This is a genomic window from Halochromatium glycolicum, from assembly GCF_016584085.1.
Taxonomy (GTDB): domain Bacteria; phylum Pseudomonadota; class Gammaproteobacteria; order Chromatiales; family Chromatiaceae; genus Lamprobacter; species Lamprobacter glycolicus.
Genome location: NZ_NRSJ01000026.1, coordinates 22,503 through 38,867, shown reverse-complemented (window position 1 = coordinate 38,867; position 16,365 = coordinate 22,503). Strand labels below are relative to the sequence as shown.

15 protein-coding genes are annotated in these 16,365 nt (G+C 63.9%); 5 read left to right on the top strand and 10 right to left on the bottom strand.

The features are described 5' to 3' along the window. Nucleotides 1–232 precede the first annotated feature (232 nt). Together CKO40_RS14280 and CKO40_RS14275 are read left to right on the top strand one after the other, a co-directional pair. Nucleotides 233–2,353, top strand: coding sequence for an ATP-binding protein (locus tag CKO40_RS14280; protein ID WP_338074180.1), 2,121 nt, complete (start codon nt 233–235; stop codon nt 2,351–2,353). 123 nt (nt 2,354–2,476) lie between these two features. Next, on the top strand, nt 2,477–3,142 hold the full coding sequence (locus CKO40_RS14275) for a response regulator transcription factor (RefSeq protein WP_200346904.1): 666 nt from the start codon (nt 2,477–2,479) through the stop codon (nt 3,140–3,142). Between the two features lie 82 nt (nt 3,143–3,224). On the opposite strand, the gene CKO40_RS14270 is transcribed toward CKO40_RS14275, so the two are convergent. The 6 genes from CKO40_RS14270 to CKO40_RS14245 form a co-directional block, all read right to left on the bottom strand. After that, a complete protein-coding gene (locus tag CKO40_RS14270) occupies nt 3,225–3,398 on the bottom strand; it encodes a hypothetical protein (RefSeq protein ID WP_200346903.1) in 174 nt (57 codons plus the stop codon). A 118-nt stretch (nt 3,399–3,516) separates the two neighbouring features. Next, nucleotides 3,517–3,690 carry a light-harvesting antenna LH1, alpha subunit gene (gene pufA / locus CKO40_RS14265; protein ID WP_200346902.1) on the bottom strand — a complete coding sequence of 58 codons (174 nt, stop codon included), beginning with the start codon at nt 3,688–3,690 and terminating at the stop codon, nt 3,517–3,519. A 59-nt stretch (nt 3,691–3,749) separates the two neighbouring features. Then, entirely contained in the window at nt 3,750–3,875 is a 126-nt protein-coding gene (pufB, locus tag CKO40_RS14260) for a light-harvesting antenna LH1, beta subunit (protein WP_200346901.1), read from the bottom strand. A gap of 88 nt (nt 3,876–3,963) precedes the next feature. Then, nucleotides 3,964–4,251, bottom strand: a complete 288-nt coding sequence (locus CKO40_RS14255) for a light-harvesting protein (protein WP_200346900.1) — start codon at nt 4,249–4,251, stop codon at nt 3,964–3,966. A 27-nt stretch (nt 4,252–4,278) separates the two neighbouring features. Then, nucleotides 4,279–4,422 (bottom strand): light-harvesting antenna LH1, beta subunit, encoded by a 144-nt coding sequence (gene pufB, locus CKO40_RS14250; protein ID WP_200346899.1) that lies wholly within the window; start codon nt 4,420–4,422, stop codon nt 4,279–4,281. Between the two features lie 440 nt (nt 4,423–4,862). After that, nucleotides 4,863–5,849, bottom strand: a complete 987-nt coding sequence (locus CKO40_RS14245) for a PfkB family carbohydrate kinase (RefSeq protein ID WP_200346898.1) — start codon at nt 5,847–5,849, stop codon at nt 4,863–4,865. Between the two features lie 290 nt (nt 5,850–6,139). Between CKO40_RS14245 and CKO40_RS14240 the strand changes: the two genes are divergently transcribed. The 3 genes from CKO40_RS14240 (at nt 6,140) to CKO40_RS14230 (ending at nt 10,531) form a co-directional block, all read left to right on the top strand. Next, the gene (locus tag CKO40_RS14240; protein WP_200346897.1) at nt 6,140–6,640 is read left to right on the top strand and encodes an Hsp20/alpha crystallin family protein; all 501 of its coding nucleotides are present in this window, start codon (nt 6,140–6,142) and stop codon (nt 6,638–6,640) included. Nucleotides 6,641–7,143: 503 nt separating this feature from the next. After that, the gene (locus CKO40_RS14235; RefSeq protein ID WP_476702803.1) at nt 7,144–9,180 is read left to right on the top strand and encodes a CocE/NonD family hydrolase; all 2,037 of its coding nucleotides are present in this window, start codon (nt 7,144–7,146) and stop codon (nt 9,178–9,180) included. A gap of 40 nt (nt 9,181–9,220) precedes the next feature. Beyond that, complete coding sequence (locus CKO40_RS14230) at nt 9,221–10,531, top strand: ATP-grasp domain-containing protein (protein ID WP_200346896.1); 1,311 nt, start codon at nt 9,221–9,223, stop codon at nt 10,529–10,531. A 44-nt stretch (nt 10,532–10,575) separates the two neighbouring features. On the opposite strand, the gene CKO40_RS14225 is transcribed toward CKO40_RS14230, so the two are convergent. From CKO40_RS14225 to CKO40_RS14210, 4 genes are all read right to left on the bottom strand, one after another. Continuing rightward, nucleotides 10,576–11,865: an ATP-grasp domain-containing protein gene (locus tag CKO40_RS14225; protein ID WP_200346895.1), complete on the bottom strand. Its 1,290-nt coding sequence runs from the start codon at nt 11,863–11,865 to the stop codon at nt 10,576–10,578. Nucleotides 11,866–12,508: 643 nt separating this feature from the next. Further along, a complete protein-coding gene (locus CKO40_RS14220) occupies nt 12,509–13,042 on the bottom strand; it encodes a retropepsin-like aspartic protease family protein (RefSeq protein ID WP_200346894.1) in 534 nt (177 codons plus the stop codon). A 92-nt stretch (nt 13,043–13,134) separates the two neighbouring features. Beyond that, nucleotides 13,135–14,559, bottom strand: a complete 1,425-nt coding sequence (locus tag CKO40_RS14215; protein ID WP_200346893.1) for a lipase maturation factor family protein — start codon at nt 14,557–14,559, stop codon at nt 13,135–13,137. 99 nt (nt 14,560–14,658) lie between these two features. Beyond that, nucleotides 14,659–16,254, bottom strand: a complete 1,596-nt coding sequence (locus CKO40_RS14210) for an APC family permease (protein ID WP_200346892.1) — start codon at nt 16,252–16,254, stop codon at nt 14,659–14,661. Nucleotides 16,255–16,365: the final 111 nt, after the last annotated feature.

Sequence of the window (16,365 nt, the reverse complement as noted above, 5' to 3'; positions counted from 1 at the left end):
CCTGTGGCATTGGAGGCCCTGACAGACTGCGTGCCGGCGCCATCGAAATCGGCAGCTCTTGCAGGTCACTGCGACGCTCGCGGGATTCATCGCTCGGGTGGCGGCCTGTCCTGAGCGTGATGGCAGTCGTCCGATTCGGGCTGCTTACAGCGAAACAGTGGCTGCGAGCGTCTCATTCGCGGGTGGGGCGCACCGGTAACCGTTAGACTGACCTCGAAAACCCTTGCCGCAAGTGTACGACGATCTACTAAGCGAGAACCGGGAGCTGCGTGCGCGCCTCAAAGAGGCCCAAGAGGCCCTGTGCGCGATTCGCGAGGGTGAGGTCGATGCTGTCATCGTCAGCGGCAGCAAGGGTGACCGCGTCTTCTCGCTGACAGAAACCGAAAACCTGCATCGGCTCATGGTCGAGACGATGAACGAGGCCGGGCTTGCGGTCTCCGCCGAGGGTCTCTTGCTCTATGCAAACGACCGTGTTGCCAGGCTGCTTCAGCGCTGCCGCAGCAGCCTGCTTGGGCGCTCGATTGAAGAGTTCGTTGCGCCGGCAGATGCGGACCGGCTGCAACGATTGCTCGATGCCTCCCAGGCTGGCACTGCGGATGACCGCGTCGTGTTCGTTTCGTCCAGCGGGGCCGCCGTGCCGATGCATCTCTGGGCGAGCCGTCTGCCACGCACCGGCGAGGCGGTGGTTTGTCTGGTTGGAACGGACCTGACCCGGCTCGAGGCGGATCAGGCATTGGTTGCCGAGCTACGTGAGCATAAGGAAGCCCTCTCGGCCTCGCGGGCCGAGGCCCTCGAACTGATGTCGCAGGCGCTGGTCGCGCGCGAGCAGGCTGCGCAGTTGGCGCAGGAGCTACGCGAAAGCGATCGGCGCAAGGATGCCTTCCTCGCGACCTTGGCGCATGAATTGCGCAATCCGCTTGCCCCGATTCGTAATGCGCTCGAGATCCTGCGCTTGCTGGATAGCGGGACCGCCGTCGGGGTCTCGGCGCGCGAGATGATGGATCGTCAGTTCGGCCACCTGGCGCGGCTGGTGGATGATCTGATGGAGGTCTCCCGGATTACTCACGGCAAGATCGAGCTGCGCCCCGAGCGCGTTGCACTGGCTGCCGTGATCGAGAACGCAGTGGAGGTTGTTCGCCCGCTCTTGCAGACAGGCGGGCAGCAGCTAAGGATAGAGCTTCCGGCCACGGGCCTCTGGATCGATGGCGATCCGACCCGGCTGGCTCAAATCTTCAGTAATCTCCTCAACAACGCGATCAAGTACACTAAGGCGGATCAGGAGATACGCATCGTTGCCCAGATCCAGCCGGATGGGATGGTCAAGGTATCGGTGCAAGATAGCGGGGCAGGCATCCCAGCCGATATCCTGCCTAATGTCTTCGAGATGTTTGCCCAAGGTGATGCCTCGTCAGGCCATCAGCAGGGCGGGCTCGGGATTGGCTTGACGCTGGTGCAGAAGCTCGTTGAACTGCATGGTGGCCGCGTCGAGGCATTCAGTGCAGGCCCGGATCAAGGCAGCGAGATTCGGGTCTTTCTGCCCCTGCCGCTTGAGCAGGGTGAGAGGCATGATCCCTCTGAATGGCGGGGACTGACCGGCGAGGACGCGCTTGCCGTCAAGCCGCGCCGCATCCTGGTCGTCGACGATAACCGGGATGCGGCGGACAGTCTGGCGAGCCTCTTGCAGCTCAAGGGTGCCGATGCCTGCGTCGCCTACGACGGACAATCAGCCCTCGCTGCCCTCGAAGAGGACCCTGCTGAGCTGGTGATCCTGGACATCGGGATGCCAGAGATCGATGGCCATGAGGTGGCGCGTCGTATCCGGGCCCGACCGGAGTGGGACCGGATTCGGCTGATCGCGATGACGGGGCTTGGCGAGGCGGCGGTGCGGCAGATCTCGACGGAGACCGGCTTTGAGCAGCATCTGGTCAAGCCAGTGCCGTTGGAGGTCATCGACAAGGTCTTGGCCCCGTCATCCGGCCAGCGGTTTGGCCTGCTACCCAGTGCTAAGCGCGCTACACCGAGCAACCAGCCGCCCCTGGCTGCTGGCTCGGCCGGCACGCAGCCTGGTGCGTCTGCAACCGACGATCGAGCGAAGCCCTCGCTCATCGGGTCGCTGCTGCACGATCTCGCCCAGCCTTTGAGCTCGGCAGGCTGTATCGCTGCCGCGACGAAGACGCTAGTCAAACAGTCAAACGCCGAGAGCGCGCCGGTCCAGGATGCGCTCGAGCGCATCGAGGTGCAGGTTCAGCGCGCGAGCAGGCTCGTCGAGCATCTGCGGCGAGCGCTGGGTCAGGCTGAGCCCGAGGCCGCAGCCAACTTCGGCGTGGAACGGTTGGGGTCCGAGCGCGACTAAACGACCGGTCTCGACTGCGACGTTCCGGTTGTGATGACCGACAAACTGACCCCCTGATAGACCACTGATTGCAGATATCCTTTGAAGCCGCGACCTCGGGTCGTCGGCGATACAGTGATCGAGATGAACTCTGAACCTGTCGCCTATATCGTTGATGATGATCCCGCGTTGCGGGATGCGCTCTGCATGTTGCTTGAATCCGTCTCCATACGAGCCAGGGCGTTCAGTAACGCGACGGATTTCCTCAATTCGGGGGGGCTGCAACAGGGTGGTCCAGCCTGTCTGCTCGTCGATGTGCGTTTGCCGGGCATCAGCGGGTTGATCCTGCTCGAGCGTTTGCAGGAGTCGGGCATCCGCATCCCAACCATCATGATCACCGCTTATGGAGACATCCCGATGGCGGTGCGGGCGATGAAGCTCGGCGCCATCGATTTCCTCAGCAAGCCATTGAACCCCCAAGCGGTGCTCGAGCTCGTGCAACGCACACTCAGTGATGCCGACGCTAGGGCTAGCCTAGCTGAGCCGGGTAGCGGGCGCGATCGCCGGCGCGATCGCGAGCAGGAGGTGCTGCTGGAGCGTTACGCGAGATTGACACCCCGCGAACGGGAGGTCTTTGAGGGGATTACGGCTGGCAACACCAATCAGATGGTCGCCGAGCAGCTCGGCATCAGCGTCCGGACTGCTGAGTTTCATCGCGCCAGCGTCATGAAGAAGATGCGGGCGCGAAATCTTGCAGACCTGACGCTTACCCGCACGTCCATCGAGGATCGCATTAGTCATTCCGCCTGATCGGCGGACAGAAAGCGCCGGAACAGTCAGCACCGATGGGCTCAGCTTGTCCGGAAACCAGGGCGAGTGACTATACCGTGAATCACGCGGGATTCATCGTCCGGGGTGGCACCATGCCACGAGCGTTAGCCAGTGAGAGCTGGATGCGCCTGACCACGCGCCCCGAGTGATACCCCGGCATTGAGCGGGTGTCGGCCTGGGAGAATAGCCAGTCGAGCCCGCGCACCTGATCCTCATGGGAGGACCAGGTGCGCATGAAAGGCCCCTGTGCCGGCTTGTACGGGTCGAAAAAAGACCCCGAGGTGCCCGCATCAGTCGGCACCTCGGGTCACAGAGGGCAGCGCCTGCAGCGCTGAGGCCGAATGACTCAATTCCTAGCCAGCGAGGAAGTTATACGCCGGGCTGTTGAGAACGGTGTTATGGACGGCCAGTGCGATGAGCAGCACGACGAACAGGATCGGCATCAGCCAGATACCGGGATGGCAGACGGTCCAGATCTTCCAGTCGTCTTCGGGGTTGCGCGGACGATTGACTTGTTGTTCAGCCATTTTCATTACCTCGTATCAGGATTGTCTCGGATGACGGTCTCTGGGATGGGAAAGCGCCCTTAGAACCAGGGCTTCCAGGCCAAGACCAGCAGGTGCGCAAGGGCGGCGATGCCGACGAACGTGGTGTAGGTGATCTTGAACTGCTCGTGGAACTCTTTCGCTTGATCCGGGGGCAGACCTGTCATGGGAGGTGACCTCTTCGTTAACGCTAGGGATGAAGCCGCTCAAATCGGGGCGGCATGTTCATTGCCGACAGGATCGGCAACAAAGGTCTTATTCAGCGGCCGCTTCTGCAGGGGCAGCGGGGGCCTCGGCAGCTGCAGGGGCTGGAGCAGCAGCGGGGGCTGGAGCAGCAGCGGGAGCGGCAGCGGTCTCGACCGGAGCTGCTTCATCGACTAAGAAGTAGTACTTGCTGCCCTCTTGCAGGACGGTCCCATGCACCGCAAGGGCAATCAGCAGGGTCACGATCAGGATCGGGATCAGCCAAATACTCGGGTGGACGATGGTCCACACCAGGTAATCGCGCTCAGACGGCTTGTAGTTGAAGACTTTCTCGAACATAGCGATAACCTCGCCGATAGGGTGATCTCAGAACCAGGGCTTCCAGGCCAGGACCAGCAGGTGCGCAACGGCGGCGATGCCGACGAACGTGGTGTAGGTGACCTTGAACTGCTCGTGGAATTCTTTCGCTTGCTCAGGCGATAGGCCGGAAAGGCTCTTTGCATCAGCCATTACGTAATCTCCCGTAAGGGTGTTTTGTTGATGTCGCGCTTGTGCTTGCGACAACCTCTGACCCAGCACGGCTCAGCTGATCAGACTCAAGCGCCAGCTGTGCTAGTGGAGTTCCCTCTGCCGTTCAACATCCTCGAGTGTCAGTCTAGTATGACATCCGAGGTTGTCAAGATCGCGTGACACGAAAAAATACGTAATCCTGGCCGGTGACGCGACTCGCAACCCGCGCGGACGCCGTCGAGTGCATCGCGTCAGAAGTGCCGAGGGCCTTTCCCTGCCAACTGGCTCTCAGCGCTGTAGGAGTCTGCTTGCGGGCGACCACACCGCGCTCGCGGCGGCGAAGATCGCCCGCAAGCGGGCTCCTACCCCGCGACCATTGGCGGCAGCGACAATCGGTCTCGGGATTGTCGCTGTCTTGCACGAGACGGTTTTGGCTGAATTCAGGCAACCACCGGGGCGTTGGAGAGCAGTCCGTCGATACCGTGCTGACCGCAGCTGCGGCCGGCGAGGGCATTGGCCTGCTCGAGGACGGCGGCCGGACCGGCGTTGTGCAAGAGCGCGTCGAGGGCCGCCGCATTGAACACATCGCCCGCAGCAATGGTGTCGAGGATGCGGTCGGGCGGCTGGGCTGGCGCAAAGAACAGCTCACCATCGCCAGAGCGCGCGTAAGCCCCGTCCGCGCCCCAGGGCAGGAGCAACAGCCTGGCGCGGCTCTGTGCCGCGAAACGTTCCAAGAACGACTCCGGCTCAATCCGCCCGTGCCGCTCCGCGAAGGCGCGCGAGATGATCAGCAGGGTCTGCCGGTCATCGGGCAGCTGGAACAGCCGCTCGATCTCTGGACGCGGTTTCTCGATCTCGACCGAGATCGGCACACCGGGTCGCTCGGTCGTGACGCGGGCGATCATCTGCTCGACCTCTACCGGGTTGCGTCCCTCGAAATGCGCCCAGTCGACCCCGTTCAGATCCACGCGGGCGAAGTCGGCTGCGCTCAGCTCAGGGAGGTCGCGATAGTGGACGATGGTCCGGCTCCCGGTCGCTTGGCTTAGTGTGATGTACGAGGTGGGTGTTGCGCCGCCGCGGATGATGCTCACATCGTCCAAACCGATACCGCGCCCGTTCAAGTCGTCGCGGATCAGGTCTGCGGCGCCGTCATCGGCGAGGGTGCCGACCCAGCGGCCGCGGTGGCCGAGCTCGCTCAGCGTCGCCAGGGTATTGGCGCAGTTGCCGCCGCGGCGGATATGTTGCGCACTGGCGCGGACCTCATCGTCCTCGGCCGGGTAGCGGTCGACCTGATTGATGATGTCCAGGGCAGCGATACCGACGCCGAGCACGCAGCGCGAGTGGCGGCCGGTTCGGATGGGAGATACCTCGGGGCGGAGCCTCTCGGTCGCGTGCTGGGATGGGTTGTTGGGGTGAGAAGCTGACATGGTGATTCACTGGATGACGAACGAGTGGGTGGTGCCTGGGGCGAGCCAGCCTCCAAGCAATCATGGATGAAAGGCATTGGCCTTGATTGCGCCCGCGGTCTTCGTCGCTGCAGACCGCTGAGCCGGTGCCGAACTGGTGCTGGGCCGGTGCTGGGCTGGTGCTGAGCCGGTGCTGAGCTGGCCCTGAATGGGCGCGCACGGCCTGTGGAAAATGCGCTGCGGACACCTTGTCGATTGGCGATGGAGGACCCAAACTGCCAATTATCCCAACCGAGAAGGAGGTTTCGATCATGTCTCCATTCCAACACCTGCGTGATGAGTTCAGCCATGCTTGGGACGCGTTGATCGACGGCTGGCAGCGGCTCTATCGCCGCGCTGCCGGGGCGATGACCCGCTTCACCCACGGGGCCGAGGCACAAGCTGATGCGGATGCCCCAAACGATCTCGCCGAGCGCAACACGGGCTGGGGTGTGCTCGCCGGCGAGGTGCTCGATGGTGAAGATCAGATCGTCGTGCGCTTGGAGACGCCGGGCATGGAGAAGGACGACTTCGACCTCGAGGTCGTCGGTGACTATCTGGTGGTCCGCGGCGAGAAGCGCGTGAGCCAGGAAGAGACCCGCGGCCGCTGGCAGATCACCGAGTGCGCCTATGGCCGCTTTGAGCGCGCCATCCCGCTTCCGGCACCGGTCGCGAGCGACGAGGCGAGCGCGAGCTATGACCAGGGCATCCTGCGGGTTGAATTGCCCAAGCGGCAGCCGCGCGAGCGCGGCGTCAAGCTCTCGGTGAGCTGACGAGCCCCAGCCTCCAGCCGGCAGCGACCCCGTTCAGGGGGCGCATCCGGGCTATCCAGTCCAGCGCCTCAGCAAACAGGCGATACGCCGACGTGCGCATCGCTTGCCCTTCGGGCCTTGTCAAGGCGGCGCGGGCTCGCTCGCCCGGTCCTTAGATGCCCCCTGAGGGAATGCGTCCTTTGGCAGGCTAGATTGATGCCTGCACGAGCGAAGCGGCCGTTTTGATCTGGCCCCTTACAGCCATTCCGCCTGATCGCCGGATAGAAAGCGCCGGAACAGTCAGCACCGATGGGCTCAGCCTGTCCGGAAACCAGGGCGAGTGACGATAGAAAGGGTGTTTGACCGCTTCGCAGATCAGACAACGGCGAGCGCTTCCGCTCCGTTCTGCCTTGCTGGACAGCGCGCCCGGAACGCTCCCGGGTTGATTCTGGGGTTCGTTCTGGGTTCGTTCGGCTGCCGCTTCTAGTGATAATGGATGTTTTTCCGAAGCGAGGGGAACGAGCTTGAAGACGGATACCACTCATGCCGCCCAGCAGGGCCTGCCCGTCCAAGTCAGGCCGCTGCTGTTCCTTCCGATGCGAGACGGCACGCGGCTGGCGGCGAAGCTCTGGCTGCCGCAGGGGGCCGAGACCGAGCCGGTCCCGACGATCCTCGAATACATACCCTACCGCCGCAACGACAACAAGGCCAACCGGGATCACCAGATCCACGCCTTCTTCGCCGCCCACGGCTATGCCGGGCTGCGGGTCGATATGCGCGGCTCGGGCGACAGCGAAGGTGTGCTCACCGACGAGTATCTGCCGCTCGAGATGCAGGATGGCCTGGACATCCTGGCCTGGATCAGCGAGCAGCCCTGGTCGGACGGCAAGGTCGGGCTGTTCGGGCTGTCCTGGGGCGGCTTCAATGGCCTTCAGCTCGCAGCCTTGCGCCCTCCGCAGGTCGGCGCCGTGGTCACGGTCTGCTCATCGGATGACCGTTACGCCGATGACGTGCACTACATGGGCGGCTGCCTGCTCACCGATAACCTCTCCTGGGCCGGCAACATGTTCGCCTTCAACAGTTGTCCGCCCGATCCAGCGCATGTCGGCGACGACTGGCGGCGGATGTGGCGCGAACGGCTAGAAGGCTCGGGGCTGTGGCTCGAGACCTGGCTTAAGCATCAGCATCGCGATGCCTATTGGAAGTCCGGCTCGGTGAACGAGCATTACGCCGCGATTCAGGTGCCGGTGATGGCCGCGTCGGGCTGGCGCGACGGCTACACCAACCCGGTGTTCCGGCTGATGCAATACCTCGATGTGCCGCGCCGCGCCATCGTTGGACCTTGGGGGCACAAGTATCCACATACCGGCGGACCTGGTCCGGCGATCGATTTCCTCGGCGAATGCCTCGCCTGGTGGGACCGATGGCTCAAGGGCGTCGAGAACGGGATCGAGTCTGAGCCGCGGCTGCGTGCTTGGATGATGGACCCCTCATCGCCGCTGACGATCTCGAGCCCTGGGCATTGGGTGGCTGAAGCCGAATGGCCATCGCCGCATATCGATGAGCAGCCCTGGCGCTTTGGCGCTGGCGCGCTGCTGAATCCCGGACTGATCCCGCGCGCGCGGGATGCCGAGCCCCTGACCATCCAATCGCCGCTGTCGGTCGGCCTGTTCGCCGGCAAATGGTGCTCTTACGCCGAAGAGACCGATCTGCCCTGGGATCAGCGCCAAGAGGATGGCGGCGCGTTGCTGTTCGACAGCTGGCCGCTCAAGGATGCGATGGAGATCATGGGGGCGCCGGTCGTCGAGCTCGACATCGCAGCCGACCAGCCGGTCGCGATGGTCGCGGTGCGGCTCTGCGATGTCGCGCCGGACGGGCGCTCGTCGCGCGTGAGCTTCGGTATCCTCAATCTGACCCATGCCGAGAGCCATGAATTCCCGCGGCCGCTGCAACCGGGGGAACGTCAGCGGGTCAAGGTCACGCTCAACAACATCGCCCAGCGCTTTCCGGAGGGGCATTCGATCCGGATCGCGGTCTCGTCCTCCTATTGGCCCCTAGCCTGGCCATCACCGCGCCCGGCGCGGCTGACGATCTATCCTGAGCACTCGCGGGTGATCCTGCCGGTGCGACCGCCGCGCGAAGAGGATGATGCACTGCGGCCGTTCGGGCCGCCGCGCATGGCCGGCTCGTTGCCGATGACCCTGCTCGCCCCGGCCGATCGGCGCTGGAACGTCAATCTGGATCTGGGCTCGAACCGGGTCGAGCTGAATGTCGTCAACAACGACGCCCGCTACCGGCTCGACGAGACCCAGCTCGAGATCACGCGCGACGTGCGGGAGACCTATTCCTACGCCAATAACGACTATGCCACGCTGCGCGGCTTCGTCGAGCAGATCCGCCGATTCCACCGCGCGGATTGGTCGGTCAGCACCGAGACCCGCACGGTGCTCAGCTCCACCGAGACCGAGTTCGTGATCCGCGCGACGCTCGACGCCTATGAGGGCGAGGCGCGTATCTTTTCGGCGAGCTGGGACGAAAAGGTGCCGCGGAATCTCGTTTGATGGCGCCGGCGCTGCGCTCCCAATCCATGAGGAGGTCCCAATGACCCAAAAACGCCAAGTCTTCTTCGTCGGCCTCGACGAATTCAATCAGCAGACGCTCGCGACCTTGCCGCAAGCCGCCGAGTTCGACTTTCGTCCGGCCCTGACGCTGGCCGAGATGCGCGATGACCCGGATGTGGACTTGACCGAATTGATCGAGCTCGCGGCCTCGCGCATGGCCGATGCGCCGGGTGGGCCGGCCGGTGTGGCGAGCTTCTTCGACTTCCCCGGCACCATCATCGCTGCGGCGCTCGCCGAGCGCTTCGCGCTGCCCGGACCGGGGCTCGAGCCGATCTTCAAGTGTGAGCACAAGTACTGGTCGCGCTTGGAGCAGCAGAAGGTCGTGGCCGAGCAGATCCCGCCGTTCGCCGCCTTTGATCCGCATGACGACGAGGCCTACACCAAGATCGGGATGCTGCCGCCGTTCTGGATCAAGCCGGTGAAGTCGTTCCGCTCCTATCTCGCCTACGCGATCAACGGCCCGCGTCAGTTCGCCGACATCATGGCGGTCTGCCGCGAGCGGGGCGGGGCGATCACCGAGCCGTTTCGCGCGGTGATGCGCGCCTACGAGATGCCGCCCGAGCTGACCGAGATGCCCGAGAGCTTCATCGCCGAGTCGTCGATCGGCGGGGCGCAATGCACGCTCGAGGGTTATGCCTACGACGGCAAGGTCGTGGTCTACGGCGTGGTCGACAGCGTGCGCGAGGCGACCTCGTCATCGTTCGCGCGCTACGAGTATCCGTCGATCCTGCCGCTCGAGATCCAGCACCGGATGATGGACGTCACCCGGCTGGTGATCCAGCAATTCGGCTTCGCGCACGGGCCGTTCAATGTCGAGTTCTTCTACGACCAGACCAACGACAAGGTCTGGCTGCTCGAGGTCAACCCGCGCGCCTCGCAGAGCCATGCCGACCTCTTCTTCAAGGTCCATGGCGTCTCGCACCTGTCGGTGGTCGTGGACCTCGCGCTCGGGCGTAAGCCCGCCCCGCTCGGCCGCCAGGGCAAGTGGAACGTCGCGGCGCACTTCTTCACCCGCGCCTTCGAGCCTGGTCGCGTCACCTTCGTGCCCAAGCCTGAGGTGCTGGATCGCGTCAGCCGGCGCCAGGGCGACACCCGCATCCAGGTGATGGTCAACAAGGGCGATGATCTGCTCCAGCTCGCCAATCAGGACAGCTACAGCTTCGAGCTGGCCAACAGCTACATCGGCGGGCGCGACCGCGCCGAGCTGCTCGACAAGTATGATCAGGTACTGGACGCGCTGCAGTTCGATATCGAGTTCGATGTCGAGACCGATTATGCGGCGCCGGTGTGACGATCGGCATTGGCGGCCCCCTTGGACGACTGATCCGGCGCAGGCTAATCCGGGACAGGCTCAAACTCGAGCGGAAGCCGTCGGACGCAGTCGTCGAACTTCGCCTTGAGCTCGGCTTCGTCGTCGCCGCCGACGAAGATCACGGCGACCTCGTAGCTGTAGCTGTCCTGGTCGCGCAGCTCCGACAACCGCTTTCCCGCCTCGACCATGATCTCGATCCGGACGTGGGGGATCGCGGCTTCGAGCTCGGCGATCTCGTCTGCACTCGGTACCCGGCTGACGATCTCGTCGGTGAATCGGCGCACCATGAACTTCGCTGCGATCTGACAGCTCCCCTCCCCGGTGGTGAAGCCTGGCCGGCGCCCGAGCCCGAGGTCGATCATTACCTGGTGGTGGTAGCAACCATCGACCAGCTGGAACAGAGGCGCATGGGACTTGGAGATGCGCGGATTGATCTCGAGCAGCCAGATCTGGTCGCGCTCCGGATGCCAGAAGTATTCGATGTTGAACGGTCCGTTGTCGTAACCGATGTGGCGGATGACCCGGCTACTGATTGCCGTCATCCGGGCCAGGACGCTTTCCGGAAGCTGTGATGGATATTGGTACCGTTCGAACGACGAGCCGGTCGGTCCGATGCGTCGCGAATCGATGGTCCCGTACACCTGCACCTCGCCATCGAAGGCCCAGCCCTCCTGGGTGACCTGGTATTCGGCCGCGATCATGCCCTCGGCGATGCAGCGATAGCCATCGACGGCCGCGATCCCTTCGGGCAGGTCGGCTTGCTCCAGGATCAGGTTGAAGGGGGCGCCCCAGCGGCGAATGTTCGCGCGGATGAGGGTCAGGGCCTCGTCGAAATCGACCGCGTTCTCGATGCGGAAGCCCAGGTTCGAGAGCACTGCCTTGACCGGCTTGAGCCAGAACGGGTACTCGATCCTGACCTGCGCCAGCGGATCATCCGCGAACGGATCGACCTCACAGAACGGCGGGACATGCTCGGGCGCTACCTCTGCCTGAAGACGCCGACTCCAATACTTGTGCTCACAGCCGAGGACGGCCTCGAGCGAGGGGCCGGGTAGGTCGATGGTGCGGCGCAGGATCGGCAGGATGGTGCTCACCGGGAAGTCCCAGTAGCCGATGACCGCGTCGATCTCGTCTTGCTGCTCTTTGAGCCATCGTACCCCTTCGTCCAACAGCCATGCGACCGGTTCTTCCGTCGGTTGTTTGGCCTCGTCTCGGCTCAATAGTGGCAGGAATCGAGACTCGTGCGCCTCCGGAAGGGCTTGTAGCTGCTCGAGATGCCCATCATCGAGGCCGACGACGACGATCTGTTTCATCGGGTACCTCCACCATACAGATAGGCGTCTGGCTGTGGCCGTCAACGGCGTTCAAGCTGCCGCTCACTCGTCGCGGAAACGACAGCCGTTCGTGCCCCCTAATCGTGCAAGACAGCGGAAATCCCGAGACCGATGGTCGCTGCCGCCAAGGGTCGTGGGGTAGGAGCCCGCTTGCGGGCGATTGTCGCCGCCGTGAGCGCGGCCTGGTCGCCCGCAAGCGGGCTCCTACAGTGCTGAGAGCCAGATCGCAGGAAAAGGGTCTCGGCATTTTTGACGCGATGCACTAGAGAGCTTAGGCGATTGCCGGAAAAGCTCGTACCGAATTGCGCAGGATTGTCGTTTGCCTTCGAGGAGCGTCGCCGGGAGCATAGCCGGGCTATGTGACCGGCGGCGCGACGAAGAAGGCGAGCGAAAAGACCAGCAAGGCGGTATGAGCTTTGACAGAAATCGCCTTAGGTCCTCCGTCTGGTTGTTGTGGCCGATCGGATGCGTGCGTCCAAACGGGTCCTAAACCGCGTCCAGAGACAGAAACGTCATTTTTCCGCAGCAGGCGCGGTCAAAATTGCACATCCCAAACTGGACGCGGTGTAACGGCGCGTGGATCTTAGGCATTGGTCTCCTGGAGCGGCAACGCGCTCGCGAATCAGCGAGGCAAGCGGATCGTCAGCTCGCCGCCGCGCTGGATGAGCTCGAAGCGTCTAAGAAAATCCATCCCGAGCAACACCTGATCGCCGGGGAAGTTCGGCAGTACCGTGGCGCGCAGGTTGCGGGCGGACAACCCGCCCAGGCTGACGCGGTCGAGCCGGGTGGTCCAGGTCCGCACCAGCCCATTTGCGGTCTTGCTCATGCCGCCCGGTTGCAGCCGCAATCCGAGCTGACGCGCGAGCTCGAGTGGCAATGACACCGTCGTCGCGCCGGTGTCCAGCATGAAGACCACCTCCTCACCGTTGATGGACCCGGTCGCGACATAGTGGCCGGAGCGGTTCTGTTGCAACACGACCTGCGGCGCGCCGCCCGGGCCGGCCTGGAGCGCAAGGTCCTGGTTCGGGTTGCGCTTGTGGGAGAGGTAATTCTGGAACAGGGTCGCGAGCAGCACGACCCCGACGATCCAGGCCGCGAACAGCATCGCCTTGCCCAGGCGGGAAGGACCGTCGTCTTTGGTTGGAAGTCTCTGCATTGGCATCCTACTGAATGATATGGGGCAGAGCGCCGGTTTTGGCGAGGGTTGGCGTCAGGTTTGGCGCTAGGGTGAGTCGGGCTGCGGCTGGTTCATGAGCGGTAAAACGGGTAGAACGGCCCGAGCGCTTGCCGCCTCCGCCACGCGCTGCTTTCGGACCGTTCCTCGCCGGTCGTGAAGCGGTAGCGCCAAACGCGCACCCGCGCCCGCTGCGGTGGTCCATCGTTGAACGGCGGGTGCTCCAACAATGCGGTCACCGACGGCGATCCGGTGAGCAGTCGATTCAGGAACCGCTCGAACCAATCCAGGAATACTGGCCCGCGTGGAACGAACCAGAGCAGCCAGTCGAACCTCGGTTGATGGGGAACGATGAATGCGGGCGCCTGGTCGGGCCGATCCGGAGCGTAGCGAAAGTCCAGCGGCACCCAGTCGCTTCCCTCACGCCAGACCTCGATCTGAATCGCGATCCGCTCGCTGTCCATGGTTGGGAACACATGGTAGCGGTTCGCGACCCGGAACGACTCGAGCTTGTCGTTCCAATGGCGGAGCATCGGGATCGGACGGCCGCTGATCATCTCCGCTGCGGAGACCAGACCGGCCGGCACGGTGACCAGCGCGACGATCAGTGTCGCAACGGCAACAGGCGTGCTGGCCGAGGCGCGCAGCGACGATGCCGCGCGCAGACGCGGGATTAGCCGCGTTGGCATCAAGCGCTGGACCGCGCGGTCGTCGAAGAGCAGCAGGCACAGCAGGATCGTTAGCAGATTGAGCCAGTTGTGGTTGCTGGTGGCGATGATCAGGAGCTGCCAGCCGATCGTGAGCCAGGCGGCGATGAACCGCCAGCGGCGGGGCAGGAACAGGAAGAAGGGCACGATGAGCTCGACGAACAGGGTCCCAGCGGTGCCGATGCGCAGCAGCCAGTCCGGCAGCTGATGCGCCAGCCAGGCTCCGATGTGCGGAAGCGGCTGCGTCTCGAAGTAGTGCTCCACCGCGGTGAGGTCCCGCCACCGCGGGTCGCCGCTCAGCACCTTGGCCAGGCCGGACAGGAACCGGAGCTTGAACAGGACCCAGCGCAGCAGCCAGATGACCAGGCGCGAGCCGCCGGGTAGGAAGATCGCGAGGAAGCCGGTCTCCAATAGCAGGTAGTCCCACTGGAAGCTGGTGAAGGCCTGACCGGCGTGGTACAGACTGAGGTATCCCAGGTAGAGCAGGACCAGCATCAGCCGCTCGCGCACGCCGATCAGCAGTAGCAGCGCCAGCGCGCAGCCGCCCCAGGCGACCGCGAGCAGGGCCGTGTCGCCGGCGGCGATCCAGAACAGCGAGGGATAGTGCCAAAGCCAGGCGTTGCCATAGCGCTCGCTGGCAACGGCAAGCTGCTCGGCGATCGGATAGATCCCTTGCTCGCCCGCCAATGCGGTGATCTGCAGTGCCAGCGACGCGAATGCAGCCAGATAGATCAGCGCGAGTCCGCGCAGAAAGAGCCAGCCCACGAGCTGATAGCCATCGGCCGCCGGCATCAGCGACAGGGGCCTCGACAGGGTATACACGCTACTGGGCCGCGCAGCTGGCCGGCAACGCGGGTTGCGGTTCAGGTCGCAGCGGTCTCTGGCGATGGCTCAATGCTGTTCCTTACGGAGATATCGAGCATACTTCTCCGCGCTGAGACGGCAGCGTACCGCATACCAGAAGACAGCCAGGCCGAAGAGCGAGATCAGCAGGATGTCCCAGCCGAACGGGAGCAGCCGCAGGCCCTGCCCGAAGTCACCGAGATAAGAGATGATTCCAAGCCCACCCAGGAAGGGAATGAGCCAGGCGGCCTCGGCCAGGTCAAGCTGCTCGCTGCGCGTTTTCTTGACCTTGATGATCAATAGCAGCAGTCCGATCGCGAGGCAGAGCGCAAGGCGCCAATAGGTGTCCCAGCCGCTCCAGTAGATGATGAGGGTCGAGACAATAAAGGCGAGGGGCGCGAGGATGCCTGCCGCTGGTAGCCTGAAGCCGCGTTGACGCGCGGGGTCCAGCCGACGCAGCGCGATCAGAGCGATCGGGCCGACTGCGAACGACAGGATGATGGCTGCGCTATTGAGGCTGAGGATCTCGCTGAACGGCAGCAGGACAAAGATCAGCGAGGCGACGACGAAGTTCAGCAGCATTGCCGATGCGGGGACGCCAAAGCGGTTGAGCCGCTCGAGCGCGCGCGGAAAGAACCCGTTCTGCGCCAATGCCAGCGCCAGACGCCCCATCGAGCCGACCGCGACCAGGGCGCCGCCGAAGGGAGCGATCACGGCGCCAAGGTTGAGCAGACTCACCAGCCACAGGATACCGGCAGCCGCTGCCAAGCCGCTGAGCGGCCCGAAGTCGCCGCTGAAGTGGAGCTGTTTCCAGCCGTCCGCGAGCTCGGCCTCGGTCAGCGCGCCGAGAAAGGCGAGTTGAATGGACGCATAGATCACGAAGCAGATCAGGATCGTCAGCAGGATTGCGGCTGGCACCGTGAACTGCGGGTTCTTTGCCTCACCGGCTAGATCGATGGTATGGCGGAAGCCGAGATAGGCGAAGATGATGCCGCCGCTCGCGATCGATGCGAGAATGCCCTCGGTGCCCATCGTGAAGAAACCCCCGCCCGCTTGCAGGTTGGCGCCGTCGAAATGCTCAAGCATCAGCACGGCGGCAACGAGGATCGGCACCAGCAGTTTCAACCAGGTGATCGATGCGTTCAGTCGGGCGAAGACCCGCACACCGAAGATATTGAGCACGGTGAACAGCAGCAGCATGAGGCTGGCGGTGAGCATCCCGAGTGCTGTCAAATTTCCCGGCGTCGAGCTCTGGTAGAGCCAGGGCAGGTGCGGTGCCAGGTACCGCAACATTGCCTCGACCTCGATCGGGGCAGTGGTGTTGTAGCCGATCCAGGCGCTCCAACCCATTGCCATGCTGACCACGTTGCCGTGGCTGAACTGCGGCAGTCGGGCGATACCACCGGCAACCGGGAGCATCGCGGCGATCTCGGCAAAGGTCATCGCGAGCAGCCCGATCGCTAATCCGCCAAGTAGCCATCCCAATAGTGCGGCTGGGCCGGCGAGCTGGCTCGCAAGAAGCGGTGCGAACAGCCATCCCGAGCCGAGTACGCCGCTGACACCGATAAAGGTCAGGCTGAGCAGTCCAATCTCACGCCGCAGCGGGCGACTGGCGGGTTGGGGCGAGGGGTTAGAACGAGGCATCGGTAATCATCTTGAGCTTCGGTATGGACGGAGTGACGTCCCCGGTTCGGTGCCGCTGTTTCTTGGCAATGATGATCAGGACAGCGTTGAGGGTTGGCAAGAATCGCCGAG